The sequence below is a fragment of the Pseudomonas rosaeacicularis genome, from assembly GCF_057128745.1.
In genome coordinates, this window is record NZ_JBSKHT010000002.1 from 343,735 (window position 1) to 367,986 (window position 24,252).

General features: G+C 58.1%; 24 protein-coding genes. 15 read left to right on the top strand and 9 right to left on the bottom strand.

Features of this window, described 5'->3' with window-relative positions:
• Positions 1-35: 35 nt before the first annotated feature.
• The 4 genes from ACWKWM_RS04020 to ACWKWM_RS04035 form a co-directional block, all read right to left on the bottom strand.
• Positions 36-1,889 carry an ABC transporter ATP-binding protein gene (locus tag ACWKWM_RS04020; protein ID WP_483844865.1) on the bottom strand — a complete coding sequence of 618 codons (1,854 nt, stop codon included), beginning with the start codon at positions 1,887-1,889 and terminating at the stop codon, positions 36-38.
• 76 nt (positions 1,890-1,965) lie between these two features.
• Positions 1,966-2,421: an N-acetyltransferase family protein gene (locus ACWKWM_RS04025; RefSeq protein WP_483844866.1), complete on the bottom strand. Its 456-nt coding sequence runs from the start codon at positions 2,419-2,421 to the stop codon at positions 1,966-1,968.
• A gap of 97 nt (positions 2,422-2,518) precedes the next feature.
• Complete coding sequence (locus ACWKWM_RS04030) at positions 2,519-3,013, bottom strand: GNAT family N-acetyltransferase (protein WP_483844867.1); 495 nt, start codon at positions 3,011-3,013, stop codon at positions 2,519-2,521.
• 201 nt (positions 3,014-3,214) lie between these two features.
• Entirely contained in the window at positions 3,215-3,502 is a 288-nt protein-coding gene (locus tag ACWKWM_RS04035) for an oxidoreductase (protein WP_483844868.1), read from the bottom strand.
• Positions 3,503-3,954: 452 nt separating this feature from the next.
• On the opposite strand from ACWKWM_RS04035, the gene ACWKWM_RS04040 reads away from it, so the two are divergent.
• From ACWKWM_RS04040 to ACWKWM_RS04060, 5 genes are all read left to right on the top strand, one after another.
• Entirely contained in the window at positions 3,955-5,430 is a 1,476-nt protein-coding gene (locus tag ACWKWM_RS04040; RefSeq protein ID WP_483844869.1) for an MFS transporter, read from the top strand.
• Positions 5,427-6,455: an HlyD family secretion protein gene (locus ACWKWM_RS04045; RefSeq protein ID WP_483844870.1), complete on the top strand. Its 1,029-nt coding sequence runs from the start codon at positions 5,427-5,429 to the stop codon at positions 6,453-6,455. The genes ACWKWM_RS04040 and ACWKWM_RS04045 overlap by 4 nt, the downstream gene beginning before the upstream one ends.
• Position 6,456: 1 nt before the next feature.
• The gene (locus ACWKWM_RS04050; RefSeq protein ID WP_483844871.1) at positions 6,457-7,866 is read left to right on the top strand and encodes an efflux transporter outer membrane subunit; all 1,410 of its coding nucleotides are present in this window, start codon (positions 6,457-6,459) and stop codon (positions 7,864-7,866) included.
• Between the two features lie 90 nt (positions 7,867-7,956).
• Complete coding sequence (locus ACWKWM_RS04055) at positions 7,957-9,456, top strand: FAD-dependent monooxygenase (RefSeq protein WP_483844872.1); 1,500 nt, start codon at positions 7,957-7,959, stop codon at positions 9,454-9,456.
• 353 nt (positions 9,457-9,809) lie between these two features.
• Positions 9,810-10,922 carry an NADH:flavin oxidoreductase/NADH oxidase gene (locus ACWKWM_RS04060; RefSeq protein ID WP_483844873.1) on the top strand — a complete coding sequence of 371 codons (1,113 nt, stop codon included), beginning with the start codon at positions 9,810-9,812 and terminating at the stop codon, positions 10,920-10,922.
• Between the two features lie 7 nt (positions 10,923-10,929).
• Here ACWKWM_RS04060 and ACWKWM_RS04065 read toward each other — a convergent pair whose 3' ends face one another.
• A complete protein-coding gene (locus ACWKWM_RS04065) occupies positions 10,930-11,124 on the bottom strand; it encodes a hypothetical protein (RefSeq protein WP_483844874.1) in 195 nt (64 codons plus the stop codon).
• Positions 11,125-11,170: 46 nt separating this feature from the next.
• On the opposite strand from ACWKWM_RS04065, the gene ACWKWM_RS04070 reads away from it, so the two are divergent.
• The 5 genes from ACWKWM_RS04070 (at position 11,171) to ACWKWM_RS04090 (ending at position 15,278) form a co-directional block, all read left to right on the top strand.
• Positions 11,171-11,560 (top strand): tautomerase family protein, encoded by a 390-nt coding sequence (locus ACWKWM_RS04070; RefSeq protein ID WP_483844875.1) that lies wholly within the window; start codon positions 11,171-11,173, stop codon positions 11,558-11,560.
• A 134-nt stretch (positions 11,561-11,694) separates the two neighbouring features.
• Positions 11,695-12,684 carry a zinc-dependent alcohol dehydrogenase family protein gene (locus ACWKWM_RS04075; protein ID WP_483844876.1) on the top strand — a complete coding sequence of 330 codons (990 nt, stop codon included), beginning with the start codon at positions 11,695-11,697 and terminating at the stop codon, positions 12,682-12,684.
• Between the two features lie 28 nt (positions 12,685-12,712).
• Entirely contained in the window at positions 12,713-13,582 is an 870-nt protein-coding gene (locus tag ACWKWM_RS04080; RefSeq protein WP_483844877.1) for an NmrA family NAD(P)-binding protein, read from the top strand.
• A 39-nt stretch (positions 13,583-13,621) separates the two neighbouring features.
• Positions 13,622-14,230, top strand: coding sequence for a flavin reductase family protein (locus ACWKWM_RS04085; protein ID WP_483844878.1), 609 nt, complete (start codon positions 13,622-13,624; stop codon positions 14,228-14,230).
• 139 nt (positions 14,231-14,369) lie between these two features.
• A complete protein-coding gene (locus ACWKWM_RS04090) occupies positions 14,370-15,278 on the top strand; it encodes a LysR family transcriptional regulator (protein WP_483844879.1) in 909 nt (302 codons plus the stop codon).
• A 46-nt stretch (positions 15,279-15,324) separates the two neighbouring features.
• Here ACWKWM_RS04090 and ACWKWM_RS04095 read toward each other — a convergent pair whose 3' ends face one another.
• The 3 genes from ACWKWM_RS04095 to ACWKWM_RS04105 all read right to left on the bottom strand — a co-directional run bounded on the left by ACWKWM_RS04095 (position 15,325) and on the right by ACWKWM_RS04105 (position 17,974).
• On the bottom strand, positions 15,325-15,636 hold the full coding sequence (locus tag ACWKWM_RS04095; protein ID WP_483844880.1) for an EthD family reductase: 312 nt from the start codon (positions 15,634-15,636) through the stop codon (positions 15,325-15,327).
• 132 nt (positions 15,637-15,768) lie between these two features.
• Positions 15,769-16,662 (bottom strand): NmrA family NAD(P)-binding protein, encoded by an 894-nt coding sequence (locus tag ACWKWM_RS04100; RefSeq protein WP_483844881.1) that lies wholly within the window; start codon positions 16,660-16,662, stop codon positions 15,769-15,771.
• A 184-nt stretch (positions 16,663-16,846) separates the two neighbouring features.
• Entirely contained in the window at positions 16,847-17,974 is a 1,128-nt protein-coding gene (locus ACWKWM_RS04105; RefSeq protein WP_483844882.1) for a metallophosphoesterase, read from the bottom strand.
• 503 nt (positions 17,975-18,477) lie between these two features.
• Between ACWKWM_RS04105 and ACWKWM_RS04110 the strand changes: the two genes are divergently transcribed.
• Positions 18,478-19,266 (top strand): transporter substrate-binding domain-containing protein, encoded by a 789-nt coding sequence (locus ACWKWM_RS04110; protein WP_483844883.1) that lies wholly within the window; start codon positions 18,478-18,480, stop codon positions 19,264-19,266.
• Between the two features lie 101 nt (positions 19,267-19,367).
• Here the strand turns inward: ACWKWM_RS04110 and ACWKWM_RS04115 are convergent, their stop codons facing one another.
• Positions 19,368-20,273, bottom strand: a complete 906-nt coding sequence (locus ACWKWM_RS04115; protein WP_483844884.1) for a LysR family transcriptional regulator — start codon at positions 20,271-20,273, stop codon at positions 19,368-19,370.
• A gap of 87 nt (positions 20,274-20,360) precedes the next feature.
• Between ACWKWM_RS04115 and ACWKWM_RS04120 the strand changes: the two genes are divergently transcribed.
• The 4 genes from ACWKWM_RS04120 (at position 20,361) to ACWKWM_RS04135 (ending at position 24,234) form a co-directional block, all read left to right on the top strand.
• Complete coding sequence (locus ACWKWM_RS04120; RefSeq protein ID WP_483844885.1) at positions 20,361-21,485, top strand: alanine racemase; 1,125 nt, start codon at positions 20,361-20,363, stop codon at positions 21,483-21,485.
• Positions 21,486-21,515: 30 nt separating this feature from the next.
• Positions 21,516-21,911 (top strand): RidA family protein, encoded by a 396-nt coding sequence (locus ACWKWM_RS04125; RefSeq protein WP_483844886.1) that lies wholly within the window; start codon positions 21,516-21,518, stop codon positions 21,909-21,911.
• Positions 21,911-22,591 carry an HAD-IA family hydrolase gene (locus ACWKWM_RS04130; protein ID WP_483844887.1) on the top strand — a complete coding sequence of 227 codons (681 nt, stop codon included), beginning with the start codon at positions 21,911-21,913 and terminating at the stop codon, positions 22,589-22,591. The genes ACWKWM_RS04125 and ACWKWM_RS04130 overlap by 1 nt, the downstream gene beginning before the upstream one ends.
• 119 nt (positions 22,592-22,710) lie before the next feature.
• A complete protein-coding gene (locus ACWKWM_RS04135) occupies positions 22,711-24,234 on the top strand; it encodes a nucleobase:cation symporter-2 family protein (protein WP_483844888.1) in 1,524 nt (507 codons plus the stop codon).
• Positions 24,235-24,252: the final 18 nt, after the last annotated feature.

Sequence of the window (24,252 nt, forward strand, 5' to 3'; positions counted from 1 at the left end):
GCTCGCATCTCAAGCGTAGGGCGTTGATAGGCCCTCTATTCCACGGCCTCGGCGACGCCCTGATCCTCACCCAGAAACCCACCGCTCTGGTGATGCCATAGTCGCGCATAGGTACCGTTTTTCCCGAGCAACTCGGCATGGGTGCCTTGCTCGATGATGCGTCCGTCGTCCATGACGATCAGCCTGTCCATGGCAGCAATCGTGGACAGACGATGGGCGATGGCAATGACGGTCTTGCCTTGCATCATCTCGTCGAGGCTTTCCTGAATGGCCACTTCGACTTCTGAATCCAGCGCGCTGGTGGCCTCGTCGAGTAACAGGATCGGGGCGTTTTTCAGCATCACCCGGGCAATCGCCACCCGTTGCCGCTGGCCGCCGGACAGCTTGATGCCACGTTCGCCCACCAATGTGTCGTAGCCCGAGTGTCCTTGTTTGTCGCTCAGTTGGCTGATGAAAACATCGGCCTGGGCATTGGCGGCGGCGGTGCGGATTTGCGCGTCGGTCGCATCGGGTCTGCCGTAGGCGATGTTGTCGCGAATGGAGCGGTGCAGCAGCGAAGTATCCTGGGTGACCATGCCGATGGCACTGCGCAGACTGTCTTGGGTGACGTGCGCGATGTTCTGCCCATCGATGCGAATCTCGCCCTTGTCCACGTCATAGAAGCGCAACAGCAGGTTGATTAGCGTGGATTTACCCGCGCCAGAGCGACCCACCAGGCCGATTTTTTCGCCGGCGCGGATGGACAGACTCAGGGCGTCGAGCACCTGACGTTCGCCGTTGTAGTTGAAGCTCACGTTGTCGAACGTCACCGCACCGCCTGTGGTCACCAGCACGTCCGCGTCCGGCGCATCCTGCACCTTGGGACCGCGGGCCAGGGTGCCCATGCCGTCCTGCACGGTGCCGATGTTCTCGAACAGTGAGGTCATTTGCCACATGATCCAGTGCGACATGCCATTGATGCGTAACGCCATCGCCGTAATCGCCGCGACGGCACCGGTGCCGACTTCGCCCTGGTGCCACAGCCACAAGGCATAGCCGCCAGCCCCCATGATCAACCCGACCACCAACGCCTGATTGACGATCTCGAACTGGCTGACCAGGCGCATCTGGCGTAAACCGGTGAGCTTGAAATCTTCCATCGCTGCGCGGGCGAAGTGCGCTTCACGCTTGGAGTGGGAAAACAGCTTCACGGTGGTGATGTTGGTGTAGGCATCCGAGATACGCCCGGTCATGGATGACCGCGCATTGGCCTGTTCCTGGCCGACCTTTCCCAGGCGGGGCACGAAGTACCGCATGGCCAGACCGAACAATGCCAACCAGGCAATGAAAGGCAGCATGAGCTTGAGGTCAAAGCCGCCAGCCAGGGCGATGATCGCAATGAAGTACACGCCGATGCCGGGTGCGATCTCGATGATGGTAAACAGTACTTCGCGCACCGACAGCGCCGTCTGCATTACCTTGGTGGTGACGCGGCCGGAGAACTCGTCGGAGAAGAACGAGAGGCTTTGTCGCAGCATCAACCGGTGGAAATCCCAGCGCAGGCGCAACGGCAGGTTGATCGCCAATATCTGGTGCTGGACCATCGTGCGCAGCGCCACCAGCCCGATGCTGGTCAACAAGACGATGCCGATCCCCCACAGCACACGCGTTTCCTGCATGCCGGCCTCGCCGCCAGCCTGCCAGGTCGATAGCAGATCGACGACTTGCCCGAGAAACGAAAAAAGCCAGGCCTCGTACATCGACACACCGGCGCTGAGCAGTGCAAGCGCGAGGATATAACCGCGGGCGCCCCGGGTGCAGGCCCAGAGAAATCGCGCCAGGCCATCGGGTGGCGGCGGTGCCTCATCAGGCGGGAAGGGGTCGAGCCATTGTTCAAACGCGCGAAGCATGGTGGTCTCCAAACGATCCAGTGAGGAGATTCTGGCATTTAATGAGTGCTTTGAGGGGTTTGTGCGGGAGGGAAGGTTACTCGCGCAGCACTTTTTCCATAATGATTGTGCGCTCGGCGCCATGGAACTCGTCTCGGACTTTCAGGAAACCGAGAGAAAGATAAAACCTTTCAGCTGTGATCGAGGAGGGGACACGCAGCATTTTCATTCCGCTTTGAGCGGCCACTGATTCTAGATTCGCCATCAGTCGACGCCCCAGGCCTTTGCCCTGATGGGCAGGGTCGACGAATACGCTTCGGACGATGTTTCGGTCCAGACTTCCCGTCGCCACGACATGGCCGTCGATGCACGCGACATACACCTGACGCTGGGTCAGAAAGTGCAGGATCGCGGAGGGTGAAAAGCTTCGTTGCACCTGTTCGATGATGTCTGGCGAATAGTCTTGAGCGTTTGATTCGCGCAATGCTGTGATGACGACCACGCTAATCGCTGTGGCGTCCGCGCTCGTTGCGTGTCGAATCATAAAGTTCATTGATGTCTCTGGCTCCAGTGTCGTTATTTAATCGTCAGTGCAGGGGGACAAGGGCGATGTGCAGCAATGAATACTGACCAAGAGTAATGAGTAAGTTCTAAGTCGGGATACAGACGCTGCTTCTTTCTCGGAAAATCCGTTTGCGCATTAATGCATTCTCAAGCTCGACACCACGTGACACGGAATGTCGGCGCTCCAGGACTTCAAAGCCATTGCGGATAAAGAAGGCCTGCGCTGTCTTGCTGACGTGTGAAGTTAGCTCATCGTACTGGTGGCCAGCGGCCTTTTGAAGAAGGTAACTCATTAACTGCTGACCTATACCTTGACGTGAATGAAAGCCCGAAACAAAAAAATGATCGATGTAACCGGTAGGTTGAAGGTCAGCGTAACCAACTATTTGCTCATCCAGCACTGCGACGAAGGGGTTTATGCCTCGAATGCGGGTGTTCCAAGCCATCCAATCCGGGTCCTTGGGTGCCCAGGCTTCTACTTGTTGAGACGTGTAGTCGCTACACGCGACCATCCGGATAGCTGATGAGAACACCTGAAACAGTGCTGCTTCGTCGCCTTCACAAAAAACTCGAATAATCATCCGGCTGCCCTCCTGCTCGCGGAGCAGCCATCTTAGCGAAAGCTGGAGGCTTCTAGCGAACGATCAAGGGTTATAAAACTTTAAACGAAAAACGGGCAACTGGCGCTTGGGATGGTGGCCAACAGAACGCCAGTAACCAGAAATTCAATCGCTGACGGTTTCTCTTGTATGACAAACGCCCGACTCATGCAGCCGGGCCCATTATTGGACTAGACGGTCAGGCTGTTGGCCAGACGCGAGAGGCGAGAGGAACTCATTGAGCAGGTAGCCAAGCGCTGTATGAATTTCAAGAACGTCAAAGCCCGCTTGGGCGGCACGACATGCGCCATGACCGAACGCCTGGACAATGCTCTTGATTTCTGCAGTCTCAAGCGCATGGGGAGCCGGACTTTGTTCCGTGAAAGGTATGGCCAAAAGCGCCCGAGGCCCTCTGTCCCAAGAACATACGCAAGTTTGAAACTGCTGGCTAAGTGATCCCCTTAGTTGCATTGGCTATGTTCAACCCCATTGGTCTACCTGATTATTTCGGAATTGGTTATCGGCCCATTTGTGCGTCTCTATTAGGATAGGGGCTTGCCGGAATAGGCCCTAATAGCACCAGAACATCAGGCGGTTACCCGCAAAATGTCAGCGGTTGCTCATATCTGGCGGGGGTGACCCGCAATGTCTTGCCACGACTAACAATTCACTAGGATCAGTTAACCAAGAGGCATAAGTCCTCAGGTTTTTCGCAGCTATTCACTTGTCACCGCAGTATCCAAATACTCGTGCGCAGACGCGCTTAATTGATCGGCACTTCACTTGACGTCGGCGTGTAACGCGCGAGTGGATGACCGATTTCCCGATTCTCCTCGCCTGGTCTGAGAGTTAAAAAGTTGTCATCCCCGATATCTGCGCCTGTCGCTGCATCCGGTTCCGCCTCGTTTGATGGTCGCCTGGCTGTGGGCCTGTTTGGAGTGCTGATTGCGGCGCTCACTTCCGGGATCAACGACCGTGTCACTGACATCACATTGATCGACACCCTCGGCGTTTTTGGTCTTGGCCATGATGAGGGCACATGGGTGAGCACTGCGTACGCTGCTGCTCAAGTGTCTGCGATGCTGATAGCCCCCTGGCTGGCGATTACCTTTTCTATCCGCCGCTTCGCGATTGCAGTGACGGTTGCGTTCACACTGCTTGGCATTGTCATTCCGCTCTCGCCCAACCTTCAAACGCTGCTCGTGCTTCGAGTGATGCAGGGCCTTGCGGGCGGTGCGTTGCCGCCGCTGTTGATGACGGTTGCCTTACGCTTCTTGCCCTGGAACATCAAACTTTACGGGTTATCGGCTTATGCGCTGACAGCCACATTCGGACCGAACCTGGCGATGCCATTGGCAGGGCTGTGGACGGAGCAGAGTGACTGGAAATTAGTGTTTTGGCAGATCGTCCCGACAGGTTTTCTGGGCGCTGCGTTGATTGCCTACGGTCTGCCACAAGACCCTTTGCGTCTGGAACGATTCAAGCAGGCTGATTGGCTCGGTGCCGCGCTTGGCGTGGGCTGGATCTCCATGCTGGTGATTGCTTTGAGTCAGGGCGAACGTCTGGACTGGATGGCCTCGCCGCTCATCGTTGCGATGTTGATGGGGGCGGCGGTTTGTCTGCCGCTGTTCTTGGTTAACGAGTGGTATCACCCTTTACCGCTGTTCAAGTTGCAACTGCTGCAACGACGCAATTTTGCCTATGGGCTGGCGACCCTCTGCCTGTTTGTCATCGTGGCCAGTGCAGGAGGCGCCATCCCTGCGGCCTACCTGATCGAAATTCAGCATTATCGCCCGCAGCAAGTGATGCCCATCGCCCTGTTGATTGCCGTGCCTCAATTGCTCCTCGCACCGCTGGTGGCGTTCGTCATCAATCGGCGCTGGCTGGATTCACGTTATGTGCTTGCGGCAGGTCTGGGTCTGTTAACGGTGGCGTGCGTCGGTGGCTCATTCATCACCAGTGAGTGGATACGCGAAGACTTTTACTTGTTGCAGGTACTGCACGCCATCGGCCAGCCAATGGTAGTCGTCCCCTTGTTGATGAACGCCACGGGCGTCATCGCGCCAATGGAAGGCCCGTTTGCCTCGGCGATGGTCAATGCCCTGCGGGGGCTGGCGGCCGTGGTTGCGGGCTCTGCGGTCGAGAACTTCGTCACCTGGCGCGAGCATGTTCACTCCAACGTTCTGCTCGATGCCGTGGGCTCGCGCTGGCACACCCTGGCGCAAACCCTGCCCCGGTTGCCGATGACCGAACTCGCCGAGCGTGTCAGAGCGCAAGCCTTCGTGCTGAGTTTTTCCGACGCCTTCCTGGCGCTGTTGCTGGTGATCGCCGTGCTGTTTTTCATCTTGTTGACCCTCCCGATACGCGCCTATCCACCGCAACCGCCGGTAACGCCATGAAGCATAGAACCGCTATTTCCCTCGTTGCCGCTGCAGTGCTGCTGTGCGTTGTTTATGGCATCTATCGCCTGTTGAGCGGTGGCTCGGTGCAGACCACCGATGATGCCTACATACGCGCAGATTCGGTGTTCGTGTCGTCGAGGGTGTCAGGCCAGGTCACGAAGGTGTTGGTCGAGGATGATCAGCCGGTGGACGTCGGGCAGCCGTTGGTGGTGCTCGATGATCGTGATTTTGTGGTTGCCAGGGCTGCAGCGGCAGCCGGCGTTCAGGGCTCCGAAGCGCAGGTGAAAAATCTGGCGGCGGGCATTGAGCGTCAAGCAGCGGTGATCGACCAGGCAGCTGCGACCACGCGATCCACCGCTGCGTTGATCAAATTTGCCGAGTACAACGCTCAGCGCTATCTGAACCTCTCCAATTCCGGGGCCGGGACCCAACAGGAGCGACAGAAGGCAGAAGCCGATCTGCATCAGCTTCAGGCCGCCCGCGACCGCGATGAAGCTTCGCGGGTTGCAGCCGTAAAGACTCTTGACGTGTTGAAAGCACAACTTGAAGTGGCCAAAGCAACACTGGCGCGCGATCAAGCGGCGTTGCGACAGGCCGATTTGAACCTCTCGTACACCCGAATATCTGCCCCGCAAGCCGGCATGGTTGGGCCGCGCTCGGTGCGGGTCGGCGCCTATGTGTCCCAAGGGCAACCACTGCTGGCTGTGGTGCCGCTGGCTGAGTCCTATGTCATCGCTAATTTCCGGGAAACGCAGCTTGCGCACATGCGTCAGCGCCAACAGGTGGAAATACGGGTGGACAGCCTTTCGGGGCAGATATTCAAAGGACATCTCTCTAGTGTGGCGCCGGCCAGCGGGGTTTCCTTTTCAGAAATCGCGCCGGACAACGCCACCGGTAACTTCACCAAAGTCACCCAGCGTATACCGGTAAAGATTGTGTTTGATGCCAACCAGCAGGACCTTGATCGCCTGCGCGTCGGCATGTCTGTAGTGGTCAGCATTGATACCGCTCAGGAGCAATGACATGAAGCGCCCGTTGCTGTTGCTGACCTGTCTGGGGCTTGGCGCGTGTTCGGTGGGACCTGACTTTCTCAAGCCCCAGCCGCAGCTGCCTGAGAGCTGGGCCGTTGCGCCAGGTTCCGAAACCTCGGCCGGCGGGGCAGTCGACAGCCTTTGGTGGCAGCAACTGGGCGATGACCAATTGACCTCTTTGGTCGCGCGCGCAGCGAAGTCCAATCTGGACGTGCGTACCGCCAGCAGTCGCTTGGATCAGAGCCGGGTCCTGCGCCAAGTCACAGGGAGTCAGCAGTACCCGGGTGTTAGCACTGGCTCCAGTTATCAGCGCGATCGAAGCAGCCAGAATGGACTGCTGGATCCTTCCAATCTCAATGGAAAGTCGCCTTATGAAGTCTGGACTGCAACCCTGGATGCCAGTTGGGAAATTGACCTTTGGGGGCGCGTGCGCAGAAATGTCGAAGCCGCCGACGCTGATATTCAGCTCACATCGGCACAGCGCGATGGCGTATTGCTGAGCATCGCCGCCGAAACCGCAACGGACTACATTCGCTTGCGTGGCGTTCAGGCGCGGCTCGCGGTTGCCCGGCAGAATCTTGAGATCGCCCGGCAAAGCGCCAACCTGACCCAGATTCGTTTCGACAACGGCGTGACCACTAACCTGGACACCTCCAACGCCGCTGCGCAGGTCTCCACCATCGAAGCCACGCTTCCCGTCTTGCAGGCGCAGCAAGACAGCCTGGTGAATGCGCTCAGCTATCTGCTCGCAGAGCCGCCACGCGCCCTCAGTGCAGAACTGCACGACGTAAAGCCGATTCCGCGTCCGGCGCCTGACGTGCCGCTCGGGCTGCCGTCTGAACTGGCTCAGCGACGACCGGATATCCAGCAAAGCGAAGCGGCGCTGCATCGCGCAACCGCCGAGATCGGGGTGGCCCAGGCGGACTTCTATCCGCGGGTTAGCCTGGGCGCAAGCATGGGCTATCAAGCATTGAACGGGTCCGATCTCGGCGCCTGGAATTCACGCCAATGGTCCTATGGCCCCAGCCTCTATCTGCCGATTTTTCAGGGCGGGCGCCTGACCGGGACGCTTGAGTTGCGCAAGCGTCAGCAGCAACAGGCAGCCTTGAATTATCAGCGCGTGGTGCTGGGCGCCTGGCATGAAATCGACAACGCGATGACTGATTACGCCGGTGAGAAACAGCATCACGCTGCCTTGCAGCAAGCGGTGCAGCACAACAGCGACGCGCTCGCCACCGCGCGTGATCGCTACAACCAGGGCGCCACTGATTTCATCAATGTGCTGGCGGTGCAACGGGCTTTGCTCGCCACGCAAAGCGAACTGGTGGACAGCGCCACTGAGGCAGCCATCGACCGCGTACGTCTTTACCGAGCTTTGGGCGGTGGCTGGCCGGCGCCCTGACTCTGGCAACACAAGGAAAATGGAACAGCTAAAGGGATTTCGATTGATCCACTCGCAATCAAAATCAACCGACAGATCTATGGATATCCAATGAATACCGACATCTTAATTGCAGGAGCCGGGCCGACCGGTCTGACACTGGCACTGCGTCTGGCACGCATGGGCGTTCGCTTTCGTATCATCGAGGCCAGCAGCGGCCCGGGCCAGGCGTCACGGGCAATGGTCGTCCAGGCCCGGACCCTGGAGTTCTACCAGCAACTTGGGCTGGCAGATGACTTGATCGAGCGGGGTATCCGCATCGACAGCATTCATTACAGCGAAGAAGGGCGGGATATCGCGAGCCTCTCCTGGGGTGACGCTGGCAAGGACATCACGCCTTATCCGTTCGTGTTGTCGTTCCCGCAGGATGATCACGAGCACTTTCTGGTGGAACAGCTGAGCAAGCTGGGCGTTGAGGTGGAGTGGGGCGTTGCGCTTGCGCGTTTTGAACAGCACCCGGATCGGGTTGACGTCACCCTGAGTCGAGGCGGCGTAGAAGAGCACTGCCAGCCCCGTTATCTGTGTGGATGCGAAGGCGCCCGCAGCGTGGTGCGCAAGCAATTGCAGGTAGGGTTTCCGGGCGGGACCTACAACCAGCTGTTCTACGTGGCCGATGTTGCGCTTGAAGGGCCGGCAAGTACCAATGTCTATCTGCATGCGGGCAAGCACAACATGGTGTTGATGGCGCCTGTGCGCAGCAGCGGCATGCAGCGGTTAATCGGCATCGTGCCCCCTGAGTTCGAAGGCCATGAAGGGCTGACGTTCGAAGATTTGCGACCCGGCGCTGAAGCGATGCTGGGCGTCACTGTCGGCAAGGCCAACTGGCTGTCGACCTACCGCGTCCACCACCGGGTCGCTGAACATTTCCATGTGGGTCGTGCATTTTTACTGGGCGACGCAGGGCATCTGCACAGCCCGGCGGGCGGCCAAGGCATGAACACCGGCATCGGCGACGCCGTCAACCTGGCGTGGAAGCTGGCAGATGTCATTCAGGGGCGCGCCAGTGAATCGTTGCTCGACACCTACGAAACCGAGCGCATCGCCTTCGCCCGCAAGTTGGTCGAAACCACCGATAAGGCTTTCGAAGGCATGGTCGGGGAGGGCTGGCGCAGTAAATTTCTGCGCAACTGGATGCTGCCTCATCTGGCCCCGCTGCTGAGCCACTTCGACACCTTCCGCAAGTCGCTCTTCCAGACCCTCTCGCAAACCAGAATCAAGTACCGCGACAGCTCGATCAGTGAAGGCCAGGTCGGTGAACTTCATGGCGGTGATCGGATGCCCTGGACCGGCGACAACTTCGGGCATCCGTCGAGCTTGTTTTGGCACGTGCAGGTGTTCGACGACGTCAATCCGGATTTTGAGCGCGAAGCTGGGCGTTTGGGTTTACCGGTGCTCAAGCGGCCGATGTCCGCGCGGGCCAAAAGCAATGGACTCAAGGAGAAGGCAGCCTACCTCGTCCGACCTGACAGCCACATCGCACTGGCGATGGAGCATCAGGATGGGAGCGTGTTGTCGGCATTTCTTCAGCGTAACGGCCTGACGCTGGTGTAACCTGCCTTGAAGTGCCGTCTGGCGATGCTGCAGATGGCCTTCAGCAGACACTGCGTCAAGCGCGCTTGCTGCGATCGAAATCGCGAGCAGGGGTGCAGGGTCAAGCTCCAGTCTGAGTCCTCGCAACTGCGTATGAACGGTCGCGCCCGCTCACAGGCTACTCCAGGACGAGCATTGCGGCCGTGCCGCAAACGTCATCGGCCCCCTTTCATTGCAGCCTAAAATTCCAGAGTGTTAAGCGCGACAGCCCATTTATCTGGACCGAAATCTCGACTGTACTAGCCCCCAAGCGCACTTGCGTCGAAGCCTTACAAGGCGTTCAACGAGGGCATTCAATTATCGAGGTCCAGTAAATGAGCTCACTTTTTTCGGCCTTCAAGTTACGCCAACTGACCGTTCAAAATCGCATTGCCGTCTCTCCGATGTGCCAGTACATCGCGAAGGATGGTCTGCCGAACAACTGGCATCTGATTCACCTGGGCGGGTTGGCCGCGTCGGGTGCGGGGCTTCTGTTCATTGAGTCGACCGCGGTCCTCCCGGAGGGCCGCATCACGCCAGGCGATCTTGGTTTGTATAACGACGCGACGCAGGCGGCATTCGTCCCGGTGCTTGCGGCGGTGCGCGAGTTTTCGAGTATCCCGGTGATTCTTCAACTGGGCCACGCCGGTCGTAAGGCTTCCAGTGCAACGCCATGGGACGGGGGGCAGTTGATTCCCGAGGGTGAGGGCGGTTGGACCACGTTTGCGCCTTCGGCAGTCGCGCACAAAGCCGGCGAACCTGCACCGCACGCACTCGACGCTGAAGGCATGGCGAAAGTGCTTGAGGCATTTGTTGTCGCAGCTGAACGCGCTGACAGGCTGGGTGTGGACGGTCTGGAGTTGCACGCTGCACATGGCTACTTGCTGCATCAGTTCCTGTCTCCCATCTCCAACCAGCGAACCGATGAATACGGCGGTTCACTTGCAAACCGCATGCGCTTTCCCCTCGAGGTTTTCCGCGCGGTACGTGCGGCATTCCCGCAACAAAAACCGGTTGGTGTGAAAATTACCGGTTCCGACTGGGTGGACGGCGGTATCGAGGAGCGCGAAGCGATTGCGTTCGCCGCTGCACTCAAGACGCTGGGCGTTGACTGGGTCTCTGTATCCTCGGGCGGTATTTCCCCGCTGCAGAAGATTACGGTGGGGGCGGGCTATCAAGTGCCGTTCGCTGAGGCGGTGAAACGCGCAACCGGTGTCACCACTCTCTCGGTGGGTCTCATTACCGAAGCTCAGCAAGCCGAAGACATCATCGCCAGTGGTCAGGCCGACTTCGTCGCGCTGGCCCGAGCCATGCTCTACGACCCGCGCTGGCCCTGGCATGCGGCTGAGAAGCTGGGCGGGACAGTTGAAGCGCCCGCTCCTTACTGGCGTGCACCGCCAACCGGTGTACACGGATTGTTTCGCAACATGACCTTTGGCGCACGATGACCCGCGATCAGTCCTCAGCCATGTTGGACTGCCTGCCGGAAACGCGCTTGATCAGCTCATCCGCTCGGGACAGGACCAGCTTTAGGACTGGGGAGGCATTTTCAGCAGCGTATGCCATGGCGAGCGCCACCGTGGGTGTGTCGCCGGACAGCGGCCGATACACGACAGACCAGGGCAGCAGGTTTTTGGCGTGCGCGGGCATCAGTGAGTCGACCAACAAGCGATTTATTACATGAGGGAGTTTTAGCATGCCACTGATCACAATCAAGGTAGCCGGCGCTGAACTGAGTGTTCAACAAGCCGAGCAAATTCAGGACGGTGCCGTAGACCTCATGGTCGATGTGTTGGGCAAGCAGCGCGATCGAATCGCGGTGTTCCTCGACAATGACCCCAAAGCCTCAGCGCGCGTAGGAGGCAAGCCTGCGTCGCTGGTTGCGCACATGGACGTCACGATCGGCGAGGGCACCAACACGGCGGCGCAGAAGAGTTCTTTCATCAACGGCGTCTACGAGTTGTTCGTCGCCCAGTTGGGGCCGGAGTTATCCCCTGTGACCTTTGTGGTACTGCATGACCTGCCGCTGGACTCATGGGGCTATGAAGGCATCACCAATGCCAGTCGGTATGCGAAACCAAGTTGATATCACCCGCTGCGAAGACTTTACCCCGCTGTTGCAGACCAGCGAAGTCGTCGTCAGCTAATACGGTGCTCTTTCACGACGGGCACCTCCAATTTTGAGTGTCATTAAAGGCGTCACGGCGCCGCGGAGTTCCCATGTCTCGTGTCATTGGTTTTACTCAATATGGCGGTCCAGAAGTCCTGACGTATACGGACATCGATGTACCAGCACCCGGCGACAACGAAGTACGAATTCAGGTCAAGGCCATCGGCCTCAACCGAGCAGAGTCGATGTGGCGCAACGGCGCCTATGTCGAACCGGTTAACCTACCCGCGCGTCTGGGCTACGAGAGCGCCGGTATCGTCGAGGCCGTGGGCAGCAATGTCACTCACGTTTCGGTCGGCGACCGGGTCAGCACGGTGCCGTCGTTCTCGTTGAACGACTACGGGATGTACGGTGAATTGGTCCTGGCCCCGGCTCACGCGGTAGTGAAACTGCCGGACTTTGTCTCCTTCGACCAAGGCACCGCGATCTGGAACGTGTTCATCACGCCCTACGGTGCGTTGATCGAAAACGGCCTGCTCAAGGCTGAGGATTTCGTGCTGATTCCCGCAGCCTCAAGCGCCGTAGGGCTGGGTACGATCCAGATCGTCAACTCTGTGGGCGCAACGGCAATCGCCATGACGCGCACCCGCGCCAAGCGTGACGAACTGCTCAAGGCCGGCGCGGCTTACGTGATCGTCACCGACGAACAGAACCTGGTTGCCGAGGTGAACACGATCACTGACGGGCGAGGAGTGAACATCGTCTTCGAGCCCGTGGGCGGCGCCAACTTCCCCAAGTTGATCGACGCATTGACGCCCGGCGGAACCGTGTTTATTTACGGTGCGCTCGCCGAGGACATAACGCCATTGCCGTTGCTTTCGATCATCTACAAACAACCGATCATCCGCGGCTATAACCTGTTCTCCACCACAACCGACGCGGCCCGCCAGAAAGCGGCGACCGACTTCATTTTCAAAGGGCTGGAATCCGGCCAGTTGAAAACCGAGATCGCCGCCAACTTCGCCTTTGACGACATAGTCGCCGCGCACCGTGAACTGGAGAAGAACCAGCACCTGGGCAAGATCGTGGTGAACGTCTAGTTCATTACGCAGCGGGGAGGGTGCAACGATGGCGACAAAAGTATTGATCATGGGAGCCACCGGGAAGGTCGGTGGCGCTGTCGTTTCGCTTCTGCGTGACGATCCGCAACTTCAAATCGTGGCCGGTGTACGTACGCCTTCGAAAGCCACTGACCTGGGCGTTCCTATTGTCGAGCTGGACATGGATCGCCCTGAAACTTTAGCGCCTGCGCTGGCCGGGATCGAACGTGTATTTATGCTCACGGGCTACACCGTGGACATGTTTCAGCAGAGCAAGAATTTTCTGAATGAAGCCAAACGAGCCGGGGTGAAACACATTGTCCATCTGGGGGCGTGTGGCGATGACGACACCAAAGTCGCGCATTGGGGTTGGCAGCAATTTGTCGAGAGGTACATTGAGTGGGCGGGTTTTACATTTACCCATTTAAGGCCGGACATCTACATGCAGAACTTGCTGAGCTACGGCGGGGCGAGGGCGGTGGATAGCGGCACGATCCGGCACTACGTCGCCGATGCACGGATCAGCTGGGTCGATTGCGATGACGTCGCCGCAGTGGGCGCAGCGTGCCTCAGGCTTCCGGAAAAACATGCTGGCAAGGTCTATCGGCTGGCGTCTGACGAGCAAACATTTTCTGCTGTCGCGGACACGCTGACCAATACCCTCGGGCAGACGTTTACCTACCAAGCCAGACCACCAGAAGAGTTCATGGACAAGGTACTGGCTGCTGGCGCAGACGCGGCCTACATGCATTCCGCGTACGAAAATTATGCCTTGTACACCGCTGGCGGAACGCCTGAGCCCGGTGCTGGGTTCGATGTGATGAACGCCATTCTCGGGCGCCCCGGGATCAAGTGGGCAGAGTTTGCCATCCGGCATGCCGCGCATTTTAAATACTGAACTCAAATCAGGATCGGCATTGTCCTTCGAGGAGTATTTATGAAATTCGATTTCACGCAAATCAGTCGCGAAATCCGCTACAAGCTGTTGGGTTCGACCGTGGTCCCACGTCCGATCGCGTGGGTGTCCACCGTTGACGGACAAGGACGCGAAAACGTTGCGCCTTTTTCGTTCTTCAACGTGTTTGGGGAGGACCCGCCGATCGTTGGGTTTTCGATCCTGCACCGTTCGGGGACCGACCTGAAGGACACCGGAAGAAACATCCGGGAGCGCGGCGAATTCGTTGTCAATCTCGTCAGCGACGATCAACTCGAAAGCATGGTCAGCTCCGCCGTTGATTACGGCCCGCTGGTCAGCGAGTTCGAGGAGGCGGGGCTTGTCTCGGCGCCGTCGGTTCATATCTCCACGCCGAGGATTGCCGAAAGCCGCGTCTCCCTGGAGTGCAAGCTGGTACAAATCATTGAGCTTGGGCCGATGCGCTCGCTGGTCTTGGGCGAGGTGCTGATGATGCACGTTGCCGATGAGTCGGTGATCGATGAGCAACGCGGCTGGATCGATACCGAGAGCCTGAGGCTGATCGGCCGTATGGGGCCAAATCGGTATGTACGCACGACTGACGTAGTCGAAAAAGCCGTTCCCTCCCGGTGAACATCCGCACATTTGCACTTAAGAGTTCCATACCCGACAAATTGAGCGGGCGGGATAAAGGCGAATACAGCGTCTTTCAGGCCTGTTTCCATCGGAACAACACGTTAAAGTCCGCCTTCTCAACGCGAGTATTTTGATCATGGATGTGCTTTTTGCCATGAAAGTGTTCGCCCGAGTCGTGGAAACCAACAGCTTTACACGTGCTGCGGACACGCTCCAGATCCCCAAGGCTTCGGCCACAATCATCCTTCAGCAACTGGAAGCTCATCTCAAAGTCCGACTGCTCCACCGCACGACTCGCAGTCTCAGTCTTACACCGGACGGAGCGGCGTATTACGAGCGCTGTGTATGCATTCTTGCGGACATCGAGGAAGCCGAACATGCTTTTTCCGTGACCGCCGACGCCCCCCGGGGAACATTGCGAATCGATATGCCGACCTCGCTGGGAAAGCTTCTGGTCTTACCGCACGTTTACGCCTTTCATGAACGCTACCCCGATATCGAGTTGATGCTCGGATTTGGGGACAAGCCCGTTGACTTGATTCAGGAAAGCGTCGATTGCGTCATCAGGGTGGGCACACTGCCGACGTCCAACCTGATCGCCCGGCGCCTTGGCCTGTATCGGCCCGTGACCGTTGCCAGTCCCGATTACCTGGCACGTTACGGTGTGCCTGAGTCGCTGGACGATCTCAAGCAGCATGTGGCCGCTAACTTTTTCTGGGGTCGTAACGGCCGACTGATGGATTTCAGTTTCACGCTCCAAGGGCGCAGTGTCGACATCAGAATGCGCGGTAACCTGGCGCTCAACGATACTGAAGCCTGGCTGCAATGTTGTTTGAAAGGGGTCGGTATCATCCAGGCGCCCCGATTCATGGCGGCGCCTTATCTGCTGTCGGGCGAGTTGGTGGAGTTGTTGCGCGAGTTCACGCCACCACCGATGCCTATTTCTGCGGTCTACCCGCAAAACAAGCATTTGTCCCCCACCGTCAGAGTGTTCGTCGACTGGGTTTGCGATCTGTTCGACAACCATCCGTTGCTGACGCAATGATAAGGCTGGGGGACGCCGGCCCTGAGTCGATGAGGGGTGTTGCGCGCTACCGGACGACTTCGCTGATTTGATAAACCGGTTTGGCGTTGGTGAAGTGGGCGACATCGTCCGCCAGTTCTTCGCCGTGAGGCGCAATGCCGGTCTGAAATGCCTCCAGCGATTCGCTGTACAGATGGCACATACCCACATAGAGCGGGGCGCTACCAGGCTCAATGCCTGAAAGTCCTTTGTCGATGCTGTACGAGGAAATGCTATCGCCCAGACGCTTCTGAACCAGCGGCATGTGGACATCGCGATAGTAGTCATGGTCAAAGGTCACACCGGGAGTAAGCGGGTACATCACACTGATCTTGATCATTTCAACACCTTCGATGGGTTATCCAACGTTACTCAAGAAGAGGGCAAGGCTAACGACCCGCATCACTGCAGGATTGTCCTTCGCGTCTGCGATGTGCCTGAGTGTCGTGAATCGTCAGCGATGCAGAGCCTGTCAGCGAGCGTTATAGGTCGCCGCAAAACGCTTGGCGAACGCTTCGATTGACGTGCCACCGAACGTTGCCTTGGTCTCGAAGAAGTGCTCGAACAGCAGGCCTTTGTCCAGCGTGTCGAACATTTCAACGTAGTCTCCGGCAGCGCCCTTGGCGAAGCCATAGCCCAGCAGCACCTGGCGGAAATCCTCCTGATCGAACTTTTCCCACTTCAGGTCTGGAATACCAATTTCCTTGCCGATCAACGTGGCAATCTCATCCGTGCCCGTCAAATCACTCACGACGTATTGATACGAGTGCCCCTTGAAATTCTGCGTGGCGAACGCCGCTGCGGCAGTCCGTGCGATGTCCTCGGGGTCGACAACAGTGAAAGTGCCTTGTGGGATATCGAACATGTTGCCCATGTGACCGGCTTTCTTAATCAGGTCGATCGACAGCAGCAGGTTGGAGTAGAAATACCCTGTGCGCAGGCTCAGCACGTTCACCTCCGGACTCAATGTGTTCAGCACATCTTCCGCCAGCCCCATGCCGCTGATCGGACCCGCGTCGTTGTGGCGATGAGCACCGTAGCTGCTGAGAAACACCACGTTCTTTACGCCCGTGGCCTGGATCGCTGTCTTGAAGTTTTCTGCGTACTTGATGCTTTGTTGCTTCTGGTCTGCCGAATCCCACATCGGTGGCAACATCAGATAAACACCGTCGGCACCGGCGAAGGTTTCCGTCAAGAAAGCCAGGTCTTCCATATCGCCGATGGCCGCGGTGGCGCCTTGTTTGATCAGGCCTGAGATATTTTTCGCGTTGCGACTGACGACGCTGACCTCATGACCCGCCTGAAGCAAGAGCTCGGTCAGCGGCTTGGACACGTTTCCAGCACTGCCTGTGACGATAAATTTCATGATGATCACCCGTTGGTAAAGGAAGAATTGCACTTGGCTACGAAGCCCGTAAGAGAGGACTTCGTTTCGGTGAAGTGACAATACGGTTCGCTTTAGTCGGGATAAATGCACTCAAATCGTAAACAGTATTTGGTCCTGCTAAACAATGCCGTGCGAGGAAATAATTGCTTGGAGTAGAGCGATGTTAGCCCGGCTCCCCGGCCCGCCTCAGTGTGATCCGCGTCAGCTCCGACGGCACGCCCAAACGCAGGGCAAAACCGGGCCAGAGCGCCGTGCCGTTGTTCACGTAAAGCTGCATGCCGTCAACGTCATAGAAGCCGGAAACGAAACCCTCGTTGGCCCGGGCGATGATCAGGTCGAGCGGGCGGATCATGCCGCCGTGGGTATGGCCGGATAACTGCAACGCCACGCCTTGGCTGGCAGCTTGCCGGGCATTGCGTGGTTGATGGTCCAGCAGGATGATCGGCGTATTGCCCGGCGCCCCGGCCAGCGCCTGTTTCAGGTCCGGCCCAGGCAAGCCGGCGCGCGGCGCGCTCAGGTCCGTGACCCCGGCGAGAATCAGTTGCGCGCCGCCACGCTCGATCAACGCGTGGCTGTTGGTCATGCGCTTCATGCCCAACGAGACGAAATGCTGCATCCACGCCTCATTGTCGAAGAAGTACTCGTGATTGCCTGGGATCACATACACACCATCTGGGGCATGCAGGTCCCGTAATGGCTCCACATCCTGCGTTCGGGCGCTGAGTGGGCCGTCAATCAGGTCGCCGGTGATCAGGATCATATCCACCCCCAAATCATTGGAGCGGTTCACCACCGCCCGCGCCCACGGCTCATCGAACAGCTTGCTGATGTGCATGTCACTCAGTTGCAACACCGTGTAGCCGTCGAATTGCGGCGGCAGATTTTTGATTGCTACCTCGATATCTTTCACCGGCGGCACACGCACCGCCTGGTGTACGCCAATGCCCGCCAGCAGTAGAGCCGCGGTGCCAACGGTGTAGCGCAGCGTGGCGGGTATGGTCAGCCACTGTCGACGAACCAGCATGGTCAGCAAGGTGCCCAGGTCGATGACAATTTGTAGCACGGCGATCAGCAGGATCGCGCCAAACGCCCAGTTGAAAAAGATCAACACCACCCTTGGAAATTCCGGGGAAAACACACTGCCGGACGAGAACCTGGCGTACAGGTGATATTGCGAGGCGGCCAGCAGCAACAGTGCACCGGCCAACCGGACGGGCAGGGGCCAAGGCATGGGCCAGATGAACCGAATGATCACATACAGGCAAGGGGTGCTGAACATAGCGTGAAACATCAAATTGCTCCTGAGGCTGTGATTGATCGGCCGACCGCTTCGCAAAAAGGCGCTGAAAGCACTTTACCAGAGAGGTTGAGATCAATCGCCACAGCGAAACGTTCATACTGATCCGCGTTTGCCCTGCACGTATTCGGCTGCGCGGCGCCAACGCAACTACGCGTCGTCGTCAGCCGTTTCAGACCAACACGAAATAAAATGTTGTCTCTTTCGGATCAAAACCTACATCCTTGCGTGTGGTTGTTTTCACCACGATCCATTTGCGCTAGCCGCCATGGATCAAATCCCCCCAGCGGGGCAGCTACAACGATGCACCGTGGACCGGATCGCCCAGGCAGCTTGCGCCGCATCACTGGCAAGAGCATGACCTCCTTCAAGAAGCCGTCCTTTTACCCCCTTTGATTCATCCCTGCCTCAGCTACGCCTACGGGTGCACGACCTCTGTCGTTGCCAGACTCGCAGGCGTCATGCTGTCCTTTGTTTAAATACTTTTGAGAGAAGCCATGAACCTATTTCGTCGTTGTCTGTTGAGCGCCTTTTTCGCCAGTGCTGCTTGTGCGGCCGTGCCATTTGCTCAAGCTGACGTGTTGTCTGATATCACCGGCAGGGGTGTGTTGAAAGTAGCGGTTCCCCAGGACTTTCCACCCTTTGGTTCCGTTGGCACGGACATGAAGCCGCGTGGTCTGGATATCGATATGGCGCAACTGATTGCCGACAAGCTTGGGGTCAAGCTGGTCCTGACGCCGGTCACGTCTGCCAATCGAATTCCTTTCCTGACCACGGGCAAAGTGGACCTGGTCATCTCAAGCCTGGGCAAAACCCCTGAGCGCGAAGAAGTGATTGGCTTCAGCAGTAAGTACGCGCCGTTTTACATGGGCGTCTATGGCCCTGAAGAAGTGAAGGTGAGCAAAGCTGCCGATCTGGACGGCAAGTCCATCGGCTTGAGCCGCGGCGCCCTGGAAGACATCGAAGTGTCCAAGGTCGCGCCGCCGGGCACCAAGATCAAACGGTTTGAAGACAACAACACCACCATCGCCGCATTCCTGGCCAATCAGGTTGACTTGATCGCCAGCGGTAACTCCACCATGGCAGTGATTGCCGACCAGAACCCGCACCGTCCACCGCTGCTCAAGTTCAAGCTCAAGGACTCCGGTTGCTACGTAGGTGTGGGCAAGGATGAAACAGCGCTCAAGGATAAGATTAACGGCATCGTGGCAGCCGCCAAGGCTGATGGAACATTGAACAAAATGTCGGAAAAATGGCTGAAGGAATCCCTGCCTGCCGATTTCTGATGAATCACGCCTCGTGGCTTACCCCTCAACTTTGCAACGGTTATTGCGCAGAGTGCTCAGTAATGGTGCCAAGGAGGGCCTGGAGGGATAAGTTCGGGTCTTCATGTCCTCCAAGGTGCTACAGGCCTGAACGAGTCCTGCAAAAAACGCATGAAGTTACGCGTGCGTTCGGGCAAACCTTCCCGTTGATGTGTCAACGCCACAACGTCCGCGTCCGGTAATTTCCAGGCCGGTAGCAGTCGCACAAGGGTGCCTTTGGCCAAGGCGTCGGCAACATCCCATTCAGACCGCAGGATGATGCCTTGGCCTTCACATCCCCATTGCCGGATGACGGCGCCATCATTACTGCTCAAGGTCGGACGGATGCGCACGCTTCGCGTTTTCCGTCCTCGGGTGAACTGCCACAAGGTCACGTCTTCGTTGTTCTCGCGTAAGGCAATGCACGGCAGTTCAGCGAGTTGTTCGGGCGTCTCGATTGGCCCCTGTCGTTCGAGAAACGCCGGCGAGGCACAGACGAACCGACGATTCGGCGCAAGGGTTCGGCCCACTAGATTTGACACTCCAAGCTGACCGATATGAATCACCACATCGAAGCGGTCGGTTGCCTCGACCATGGGCTGGTCAGAAAGGGTCAGCGCGATGTCGACCTCTGGGTGCAGGTTCTTGAAAGCGGCAACCGCAGGTGCAACGTACTGCCTGCCAAATCCAAAGGGCGCATTGATTTTCAGCTTGCCAACGAAACCCTTGCGCCTCTCATGCAAATCTTCCAACAAGGCGTCGAACTGCTCGAGGAGCTCGGCACCGCGCGCGCACAACAGCTCGCCTTCATCAGTGAAGCGCAACTGCCTGGCTGAACGGTCCACCAGACGGATACCAAGTTTTCTCTCCATTTGCTGAAGACGTTGAGTTACCGCTGACGGCGTCAGCCCAAGCTTGCGTGAAGCCTCCAGCAGGCTTTTGCTTTCACGAATCACGAGAAGGAAGCGAATTTCAAAGGCATCAGTCATTAAGGATTACTGAATCATAGAGTGAGTGAGTCTAAAGTTCACGACGGTTTTGAGGGCTTAGAATAGCGCCATTACCGGAGAGAACACATGGCAGAATTAGTCGAAACACCCTCGCTGTTACTGGACGTAGATCGGCTGGATGCAAACATCCTGCGAATGCGTGAAAAGCTGGCGCCATTCAATGTGAAACTGCGGCCTCACGTTAAAACCAACAAATCCCTTGAAGTGACTGAGCGCCTGTTTGAGGGTGGGCGAGGGCCGATCACAGTCTCGACCTTGCGTGAGGCGGACTTCTTTTTTGCCGCCGGCTTTACCGACATTCTTTATGGGGTCGGCATCGCCCCGAATAAATTTGCCCATGCCGAACGGCTGCTCGAACAGGGCGCTGCCTTGAAGTTAGTGCTGGATAATCTTGAGAGCGCTCGGCTGTTGGCGGATTTCGCCAAGAGCAGCGAGCAACGATTTGAGGTTCTGCTGGAAGTCGACTGTGACGGCCATCGTTCAGGTATTGCGCCGCAGTCACCCCTGTTGGTGGGGATCGCTGGCGTCTTGCGCGGCAATGGCGTGAAAGTCAGCGGAGTCATGACTCACGCCGGCAACTCTTACGACAGCCGCTCCATCAGCGAGATCCAGGCTTATGCCCGCCAGGAGCGAGCGGCTGTCGTCGATGCGGCGCAGTTGCTCAGCGATGCAGGATTCGAACTGTCGATCATCAGCGTAGGTTCCACACCCACGGCGCTGTTCACTGAGGATCTTTCAGGTGTCACCGAGATTCGCGCTGGCGTCTTCGCCTTCTTCGATCTGGTGATGGCGGGCCTGGATGTGTGCCGGGTCCAAGACATCGCGGTGTCGGTGCTCACCACTGTCATCGGACACCAGCCTGAGAAAGGCTGGACCATCGTCGATGCGGGCTGGATGGCGCTTTCCCGCGACCGAGGTACCGCCAGGCAGCGTGTGGATCAGGGATACGGCATTGTTTGCGACATCCACGGCGAGCCCATTGGCGATCTGATCGTCACGGCGGCCAATCAAGAGCACGGCGTCATCTCATCACGCTGCGGCGATATCGAAGCGGCCAAAGAGCTGCCCGTCGGGACGCAGCTGCGCATTCTGCCCAACCATGCCTGTGCCACTTCTGCGCAGCACGGCGGTTATCACGTCCTGACCCAGGGACGCCTCCTGGGTTACTGGCCGCGCATCTCGGGCTGGTAACGACGTACAACTCATGACTGGAGAGATTTGATGGAACTCATCACCTCACAAAAGTTGCCCGCGCCGGGTGGGCATTACTCGCAAGGCGTGGTGACGGGCGGTTTGCTGTTCGTTTCCGGGCAACTGCCGTTTGATCCGGCAACAGGCACCTTCGCAAAGGGTATCGACGCTCAATTCGTACAGGCGATGGCGAATGTCGAAGCGGTGCTGCTGGCTGCCCATGCAAGCCTGGCGAATCTGGTGAATGTACAAATCTTCATCGCGGATGTAGAGCAATGGCCCATCGTAAATGCGCACTACGCGAAAGTGATGGGCACCCATCGACCGGCGCGGGCAATTATCCCATGCGGTCAGCTCCACTACGGCGCCTTGGTTGAAATTACCGCTATCGCAGAACTTCCTCACCTTAAACAGGAAACACTGTAATGACTTCAAATCTGTCTGCGAACTCGGATAAGGGGCAACAGTGTGCCTCAGTCGAACTCGTATTATTTGATCTGCTCACCGCTTTGCTTGATTCCTGGACGCTGTGGAACTCCGTTGCCGGATCAGAGCAAATGGGCCGGACATGGCGGATGGCCTACCTGAAGGCGACCTACGGATGCGGCAGCTATCGGCCCTATGAGACCCTGGTGGAAGAAGCCGCCATTGCAGTGGGGCTTGGCAGGCAAGCAGCCGCTGAACTTGAAGCGCGTTGGGGCGAGCTGCAGCCTTGGTCTGAAGCCAAGGCTGTACTGGCTTCACTTAAGCCCCACTACAAGCTTGGGATCGTGACCAACTGTTCGGAGAAACTGGGGCAAATCGCAGCCGATCTGCTGGGCGTCCCTTTTGACGTAGTCATCACTTCAGAGAAGGCCGGCTTTTACAAACCAGACCCTGCACCTTATCGGATGGCGTTGGAGACCCTCGACATAGCGCCCGCCAATGCAGTCTTTGTGGCGGGCTCCGCTTACGACCTGTTTGGCACCCAGAAGGTAGGACTGCCGACGATCTGGCATAACCGTGTAGGCCTTGCTGCGCCTGAAGGTGCTCCGGCGCCGTTGCTTAGCAGGCCCACGCTGGAGACCCTCGCAGCGGACCTGTTGAGCATCAACCCGGGGGCATAATGGCGTTGGTGCGGCTGCATCGCGGATCAGCCAGTCGTGATGATTGTATACAAAGGTATAGACATAATTCGATAATATTGAATACAGTACCTCACAACAAAAATGTGGGTACCACCATCATGATCGAGTCCCAGACTACCGCTGTCCGCCCTGAAGATAAGAACCTTGGCCTTTTCGCCAACATGGCTTATGGGCTTCAGCACGTGTTGACCATGTACGGAGGCATCGTTGCGGTGCCATTGATCATCGGCCAGGCGGCGGGGCTGTCTCCTGCCGAGATCGGGCTGCTGGTGGCCGCCTCGCTGTTCGCTGGAGGGCTGGCGACCCTGCTGCAAACACTGGGCGTGCCGTTCTTCGGCTGCCAACTGCCTCTGGTGCAGGGCGTGTCGTTCTCAGGAGTCGCCACCATGGTGGCGATTGTCGGGAGCCAGGAAGGCGGCGGCGTACCGTCGATTCTCGGTGCCGTCATGGCCGCATCGTTGATCGGGCTGTTGATTACCCCGGTGTTCTCGCGCATTACCCGTTTCTTCCCACCTCTGGTCACCGGCATCGTCATCACCACCATCGGCCTGACGCTGATGCCGGTCGCCGCGCGTTGGGCCATGGGCGGCAATAGCCACGCCGAAAACTTCGGCAGCATGGGTAATATTGGTCTGGCGGCGCTCACCCTGGTCTTGGTGCTGGTGTTGAGCAAAGTGGGCAGCGCTACCGTTTCGCGCCTGTCCATTCTTCTGGCCATGGTGATCGGCACAGTCATCGCCACTTTGCTGGGCATGGCTGACTTCTCCACTGTCAGCCAAGGGCCGGTCTTTGGTCTGCCGAGCCCCTTCCACTTCGGGGTGCCGACCTTTCATCTGGCCGCGATCATTTCCATGTGCATCGTGATCATGGTGACGCTGGTGGAAACTTCGGCCGATATCCTGGCCGTAGGTGAAATCATCGACACCAAGGTGGACGCCAAGCGACTGGGTAACGGCCTGCGCGCCGACATGCTGTCCAGCCTGCTGGCACCGATCTTCGGTTCGTTCACCCAGAGCGCCTTCGCCCAGAACGTCGGTCTGGTGGCCGTCACCGGGGTGAAAAGTCGCTACGTGGTTGCCACCGGCGGCGTGTTCCTGGTGATTCTTGGCTTGCTTCCGGTGATGGGCCGAGTCATCGCCGCCGTCCCGACTTCGGTGTTGGGCGGCGCCGGCATCGTGCTGTTCGGCACCGTGGCCGCCAGCGGTATTCGCACCCTGTCGAAGGTCGACTACCGCAACAATATGAACCTGATCATCGTCGCCACCTCCATCGGTTTCGGCATGATCCCTATCGCCGCGCCGAACTTCTACGATCACTTCCCCACCTGGTTTGCCACCATCTTCCATTCCGGCATCAGCTCGTCGGCGATCATGGCCATCGCTCTCAACCTGACGTACAACCACTTCACCGTCGGCAACTCCGACCAGCAGTCAGTGTTCGTCGCCGGCACCGAACGCAGCTTGCAATACCGCGACGTGGCAGCCCTGCGTGACGGTGACTATTTCAGCGGCGGTAAGCTGTATAACGCCGAACACCAGGTAATTCCCCTGGTGGGCGAGGCCCATGGAACGCATCCCACTGCGCAGCGCGAGGCAATGTCGCCAGCTTCGGAGCATTCCTGAGCAACGTGCAGCCGCCCA

Excerpts from the sequence above, each read along its gene's own strand:
- ACWKWM_RS04130 (WP_483844887.1), top strand. The coding sequence starts at position 21,911 with ATGACTTCAAATCTGTCTGCGAACTCGGATAAGGGGCAACAGTGTGCC.
- ACWKWM_RS04050 (WP_483844871.1), top strand. The coding sequence starts at position 6,457 with ATGAAGCGCCCGTTGCTGTTGCTGACCTGTCTGGGGCTTGGCGCGTGT.
- ACWKWM_RS04120 (WP_483844885.1), top strand. The coding sequence starts at position 20,361 with ATGGCAGAATTAGTCGAAACACCCTCGCTGTTACTGGACGTAGATCGG.
- ACWKWM_RS04090 (WP_483844879.1), top strand. The coding sequence starts at position 14,370 with ATGGATGTGCTTTTTGCCATGAAAGTGTTCGCCCGAGTCGTGGAAACC.
- ACWKWM_RS04070 (WP_483844875.1), top strand. The coding sequence starts at position 11,171 with ATGCCACTGATCACAATCAAGGTAGCCGGCGCTGAACTGAGTGTTCAA.
- ACWKWM_RS04085 (WP_483844878.1), top strand. The coding sequence starts at position 13,622 with ATGAAATTCGATTTCACGCAAATCAGTCGCGAAATCCGCTACAAGCTG.
- ACWKWM_RS04105 (WP_483844882.1), bottom strand. The coding sequence starts at position 17,974 with ATGTTTCACGCTATGTTCAGCACCCCTTGCCTGTATGTGATCATTCGG.
- ACWKWM_RS04095 (WP_483844880.1), bottom strand. The coding sequence starts at position 15,636 with ATGATCAAGATCAGTGTGATGTACCCGCTTACTCCCGGTGTGACCTTT.
- ACWKWM_RS04025 (WP_483844866.1), bottom strand. The coding sequence starts at position 2,421 with ATGAACTTTATGATTCGACACGCAACGAGCGCGGACGCCACAGCGATT.
- ACWKWM_RS04115 (WP_483844884.1), bottom strand. The coding sequence starts at position 20,273 with ATGACTGATGCCTTTGAAATTCGCTTCCTTCTCGTGATTCGTGAAAGC.
- ACWKWM_RS04110 (WP_483844883.1), top strand. The coding sequence starts at position 18,478 with ATGAACCTATTTCGTCGTTGTCTGTTGAGCGCCTTTTTCGCCAGTGCT.
- ACWKWM_RS04125 (WP_483844886.1), top strand. The coding sequence starts at position 21,516 with ATGGAACTCATCACCTCACAAAAGTTGCCCGCGCCGGGTGGGCATTAC.
- ACWKWM_RS04055 (WP_483844872.1), top strand. The coding sequence starts at position 7,957 with ATGAATACCGACATCTTAATTGCAGGAGCCGGGCCGACCGGTCTGACA.
- ACWKWM_RS04045 (WP_483844870.1), top strand. The coding sequence starts at position 5,427 with ATGAAGCATAGAACCGCTATTTCCCTCGTTGCCGCTGCAGTGCTGCTG.
- ACWKWM_RS04065 (WP_483844874.1), bottom strand. The coding sequence starts at position 11,124 with ATGCCCGCGCACGCCAAAAACCTGCTGCCCTGGTCTGTCGTGTATCGG.
- ACWKWM_RS04080 (WP_483844877.1), top strand. The coding sequence starts at position 12,713 with ATGGCGACAAAAGTATTGATCATGGGAGCCACCGGGAAGGTCGGTGGC.
- ACWKWM_RS04135 (WP_483844888.1), top strand. The coding sequence starts at position 22,711 with ATGATCGAGTCCCAGACTACCGCTGTCCGCCCTGAAGATAAGAACCTT.
- ACWKWM_RS04020 (WP_483844865.1), bottom strand. The coding sequence starts at position 1,889 with ATGCTTCGCGCGTTTGAACAATGGCTCGACCCCTTCCCGCCTGATGAG.
- ACWKWM_RS04075 (WP_483844876.1), top strand. The coding sequence starts at position 11,695 with ATGTCTCGTGTCATTGGTTTTACTCAATATGGCGGTCCAGAAGTCCTG.
- ACWKWM_RS04100 (WP_483844881.1), bottom strand. The coding sequence starts at position 16,662 with ATGAAATTTATCGTCACAGGCAGTGCTGGAAACGTGTCCAAGCCGCTG.
- ACWKWM_RS04035 (WP_483844868.1), bottom strand. The coding sequence starts at position 3,502 with ATGCAACTAAGGGGATCACTTAGCCAGCAGTTTCAAACTTGCGTATGT.
- ACWKWM_RS04060 (WP_483844873.1), top strand. The coding sequence starts at position 9,810 with ATGAGCTCACTTTTTTCGGCCTTCAAGTTACGCCAACTGACCGTTCAA.
- ACWKWM_RS04030 (WP_483844867.1), bottom strand. The coding sequence starts at position 3,013 with ATGATTATTCGAGTTTTTTGTGAAGGCGACGAAGCAGCACTGTTTCAG.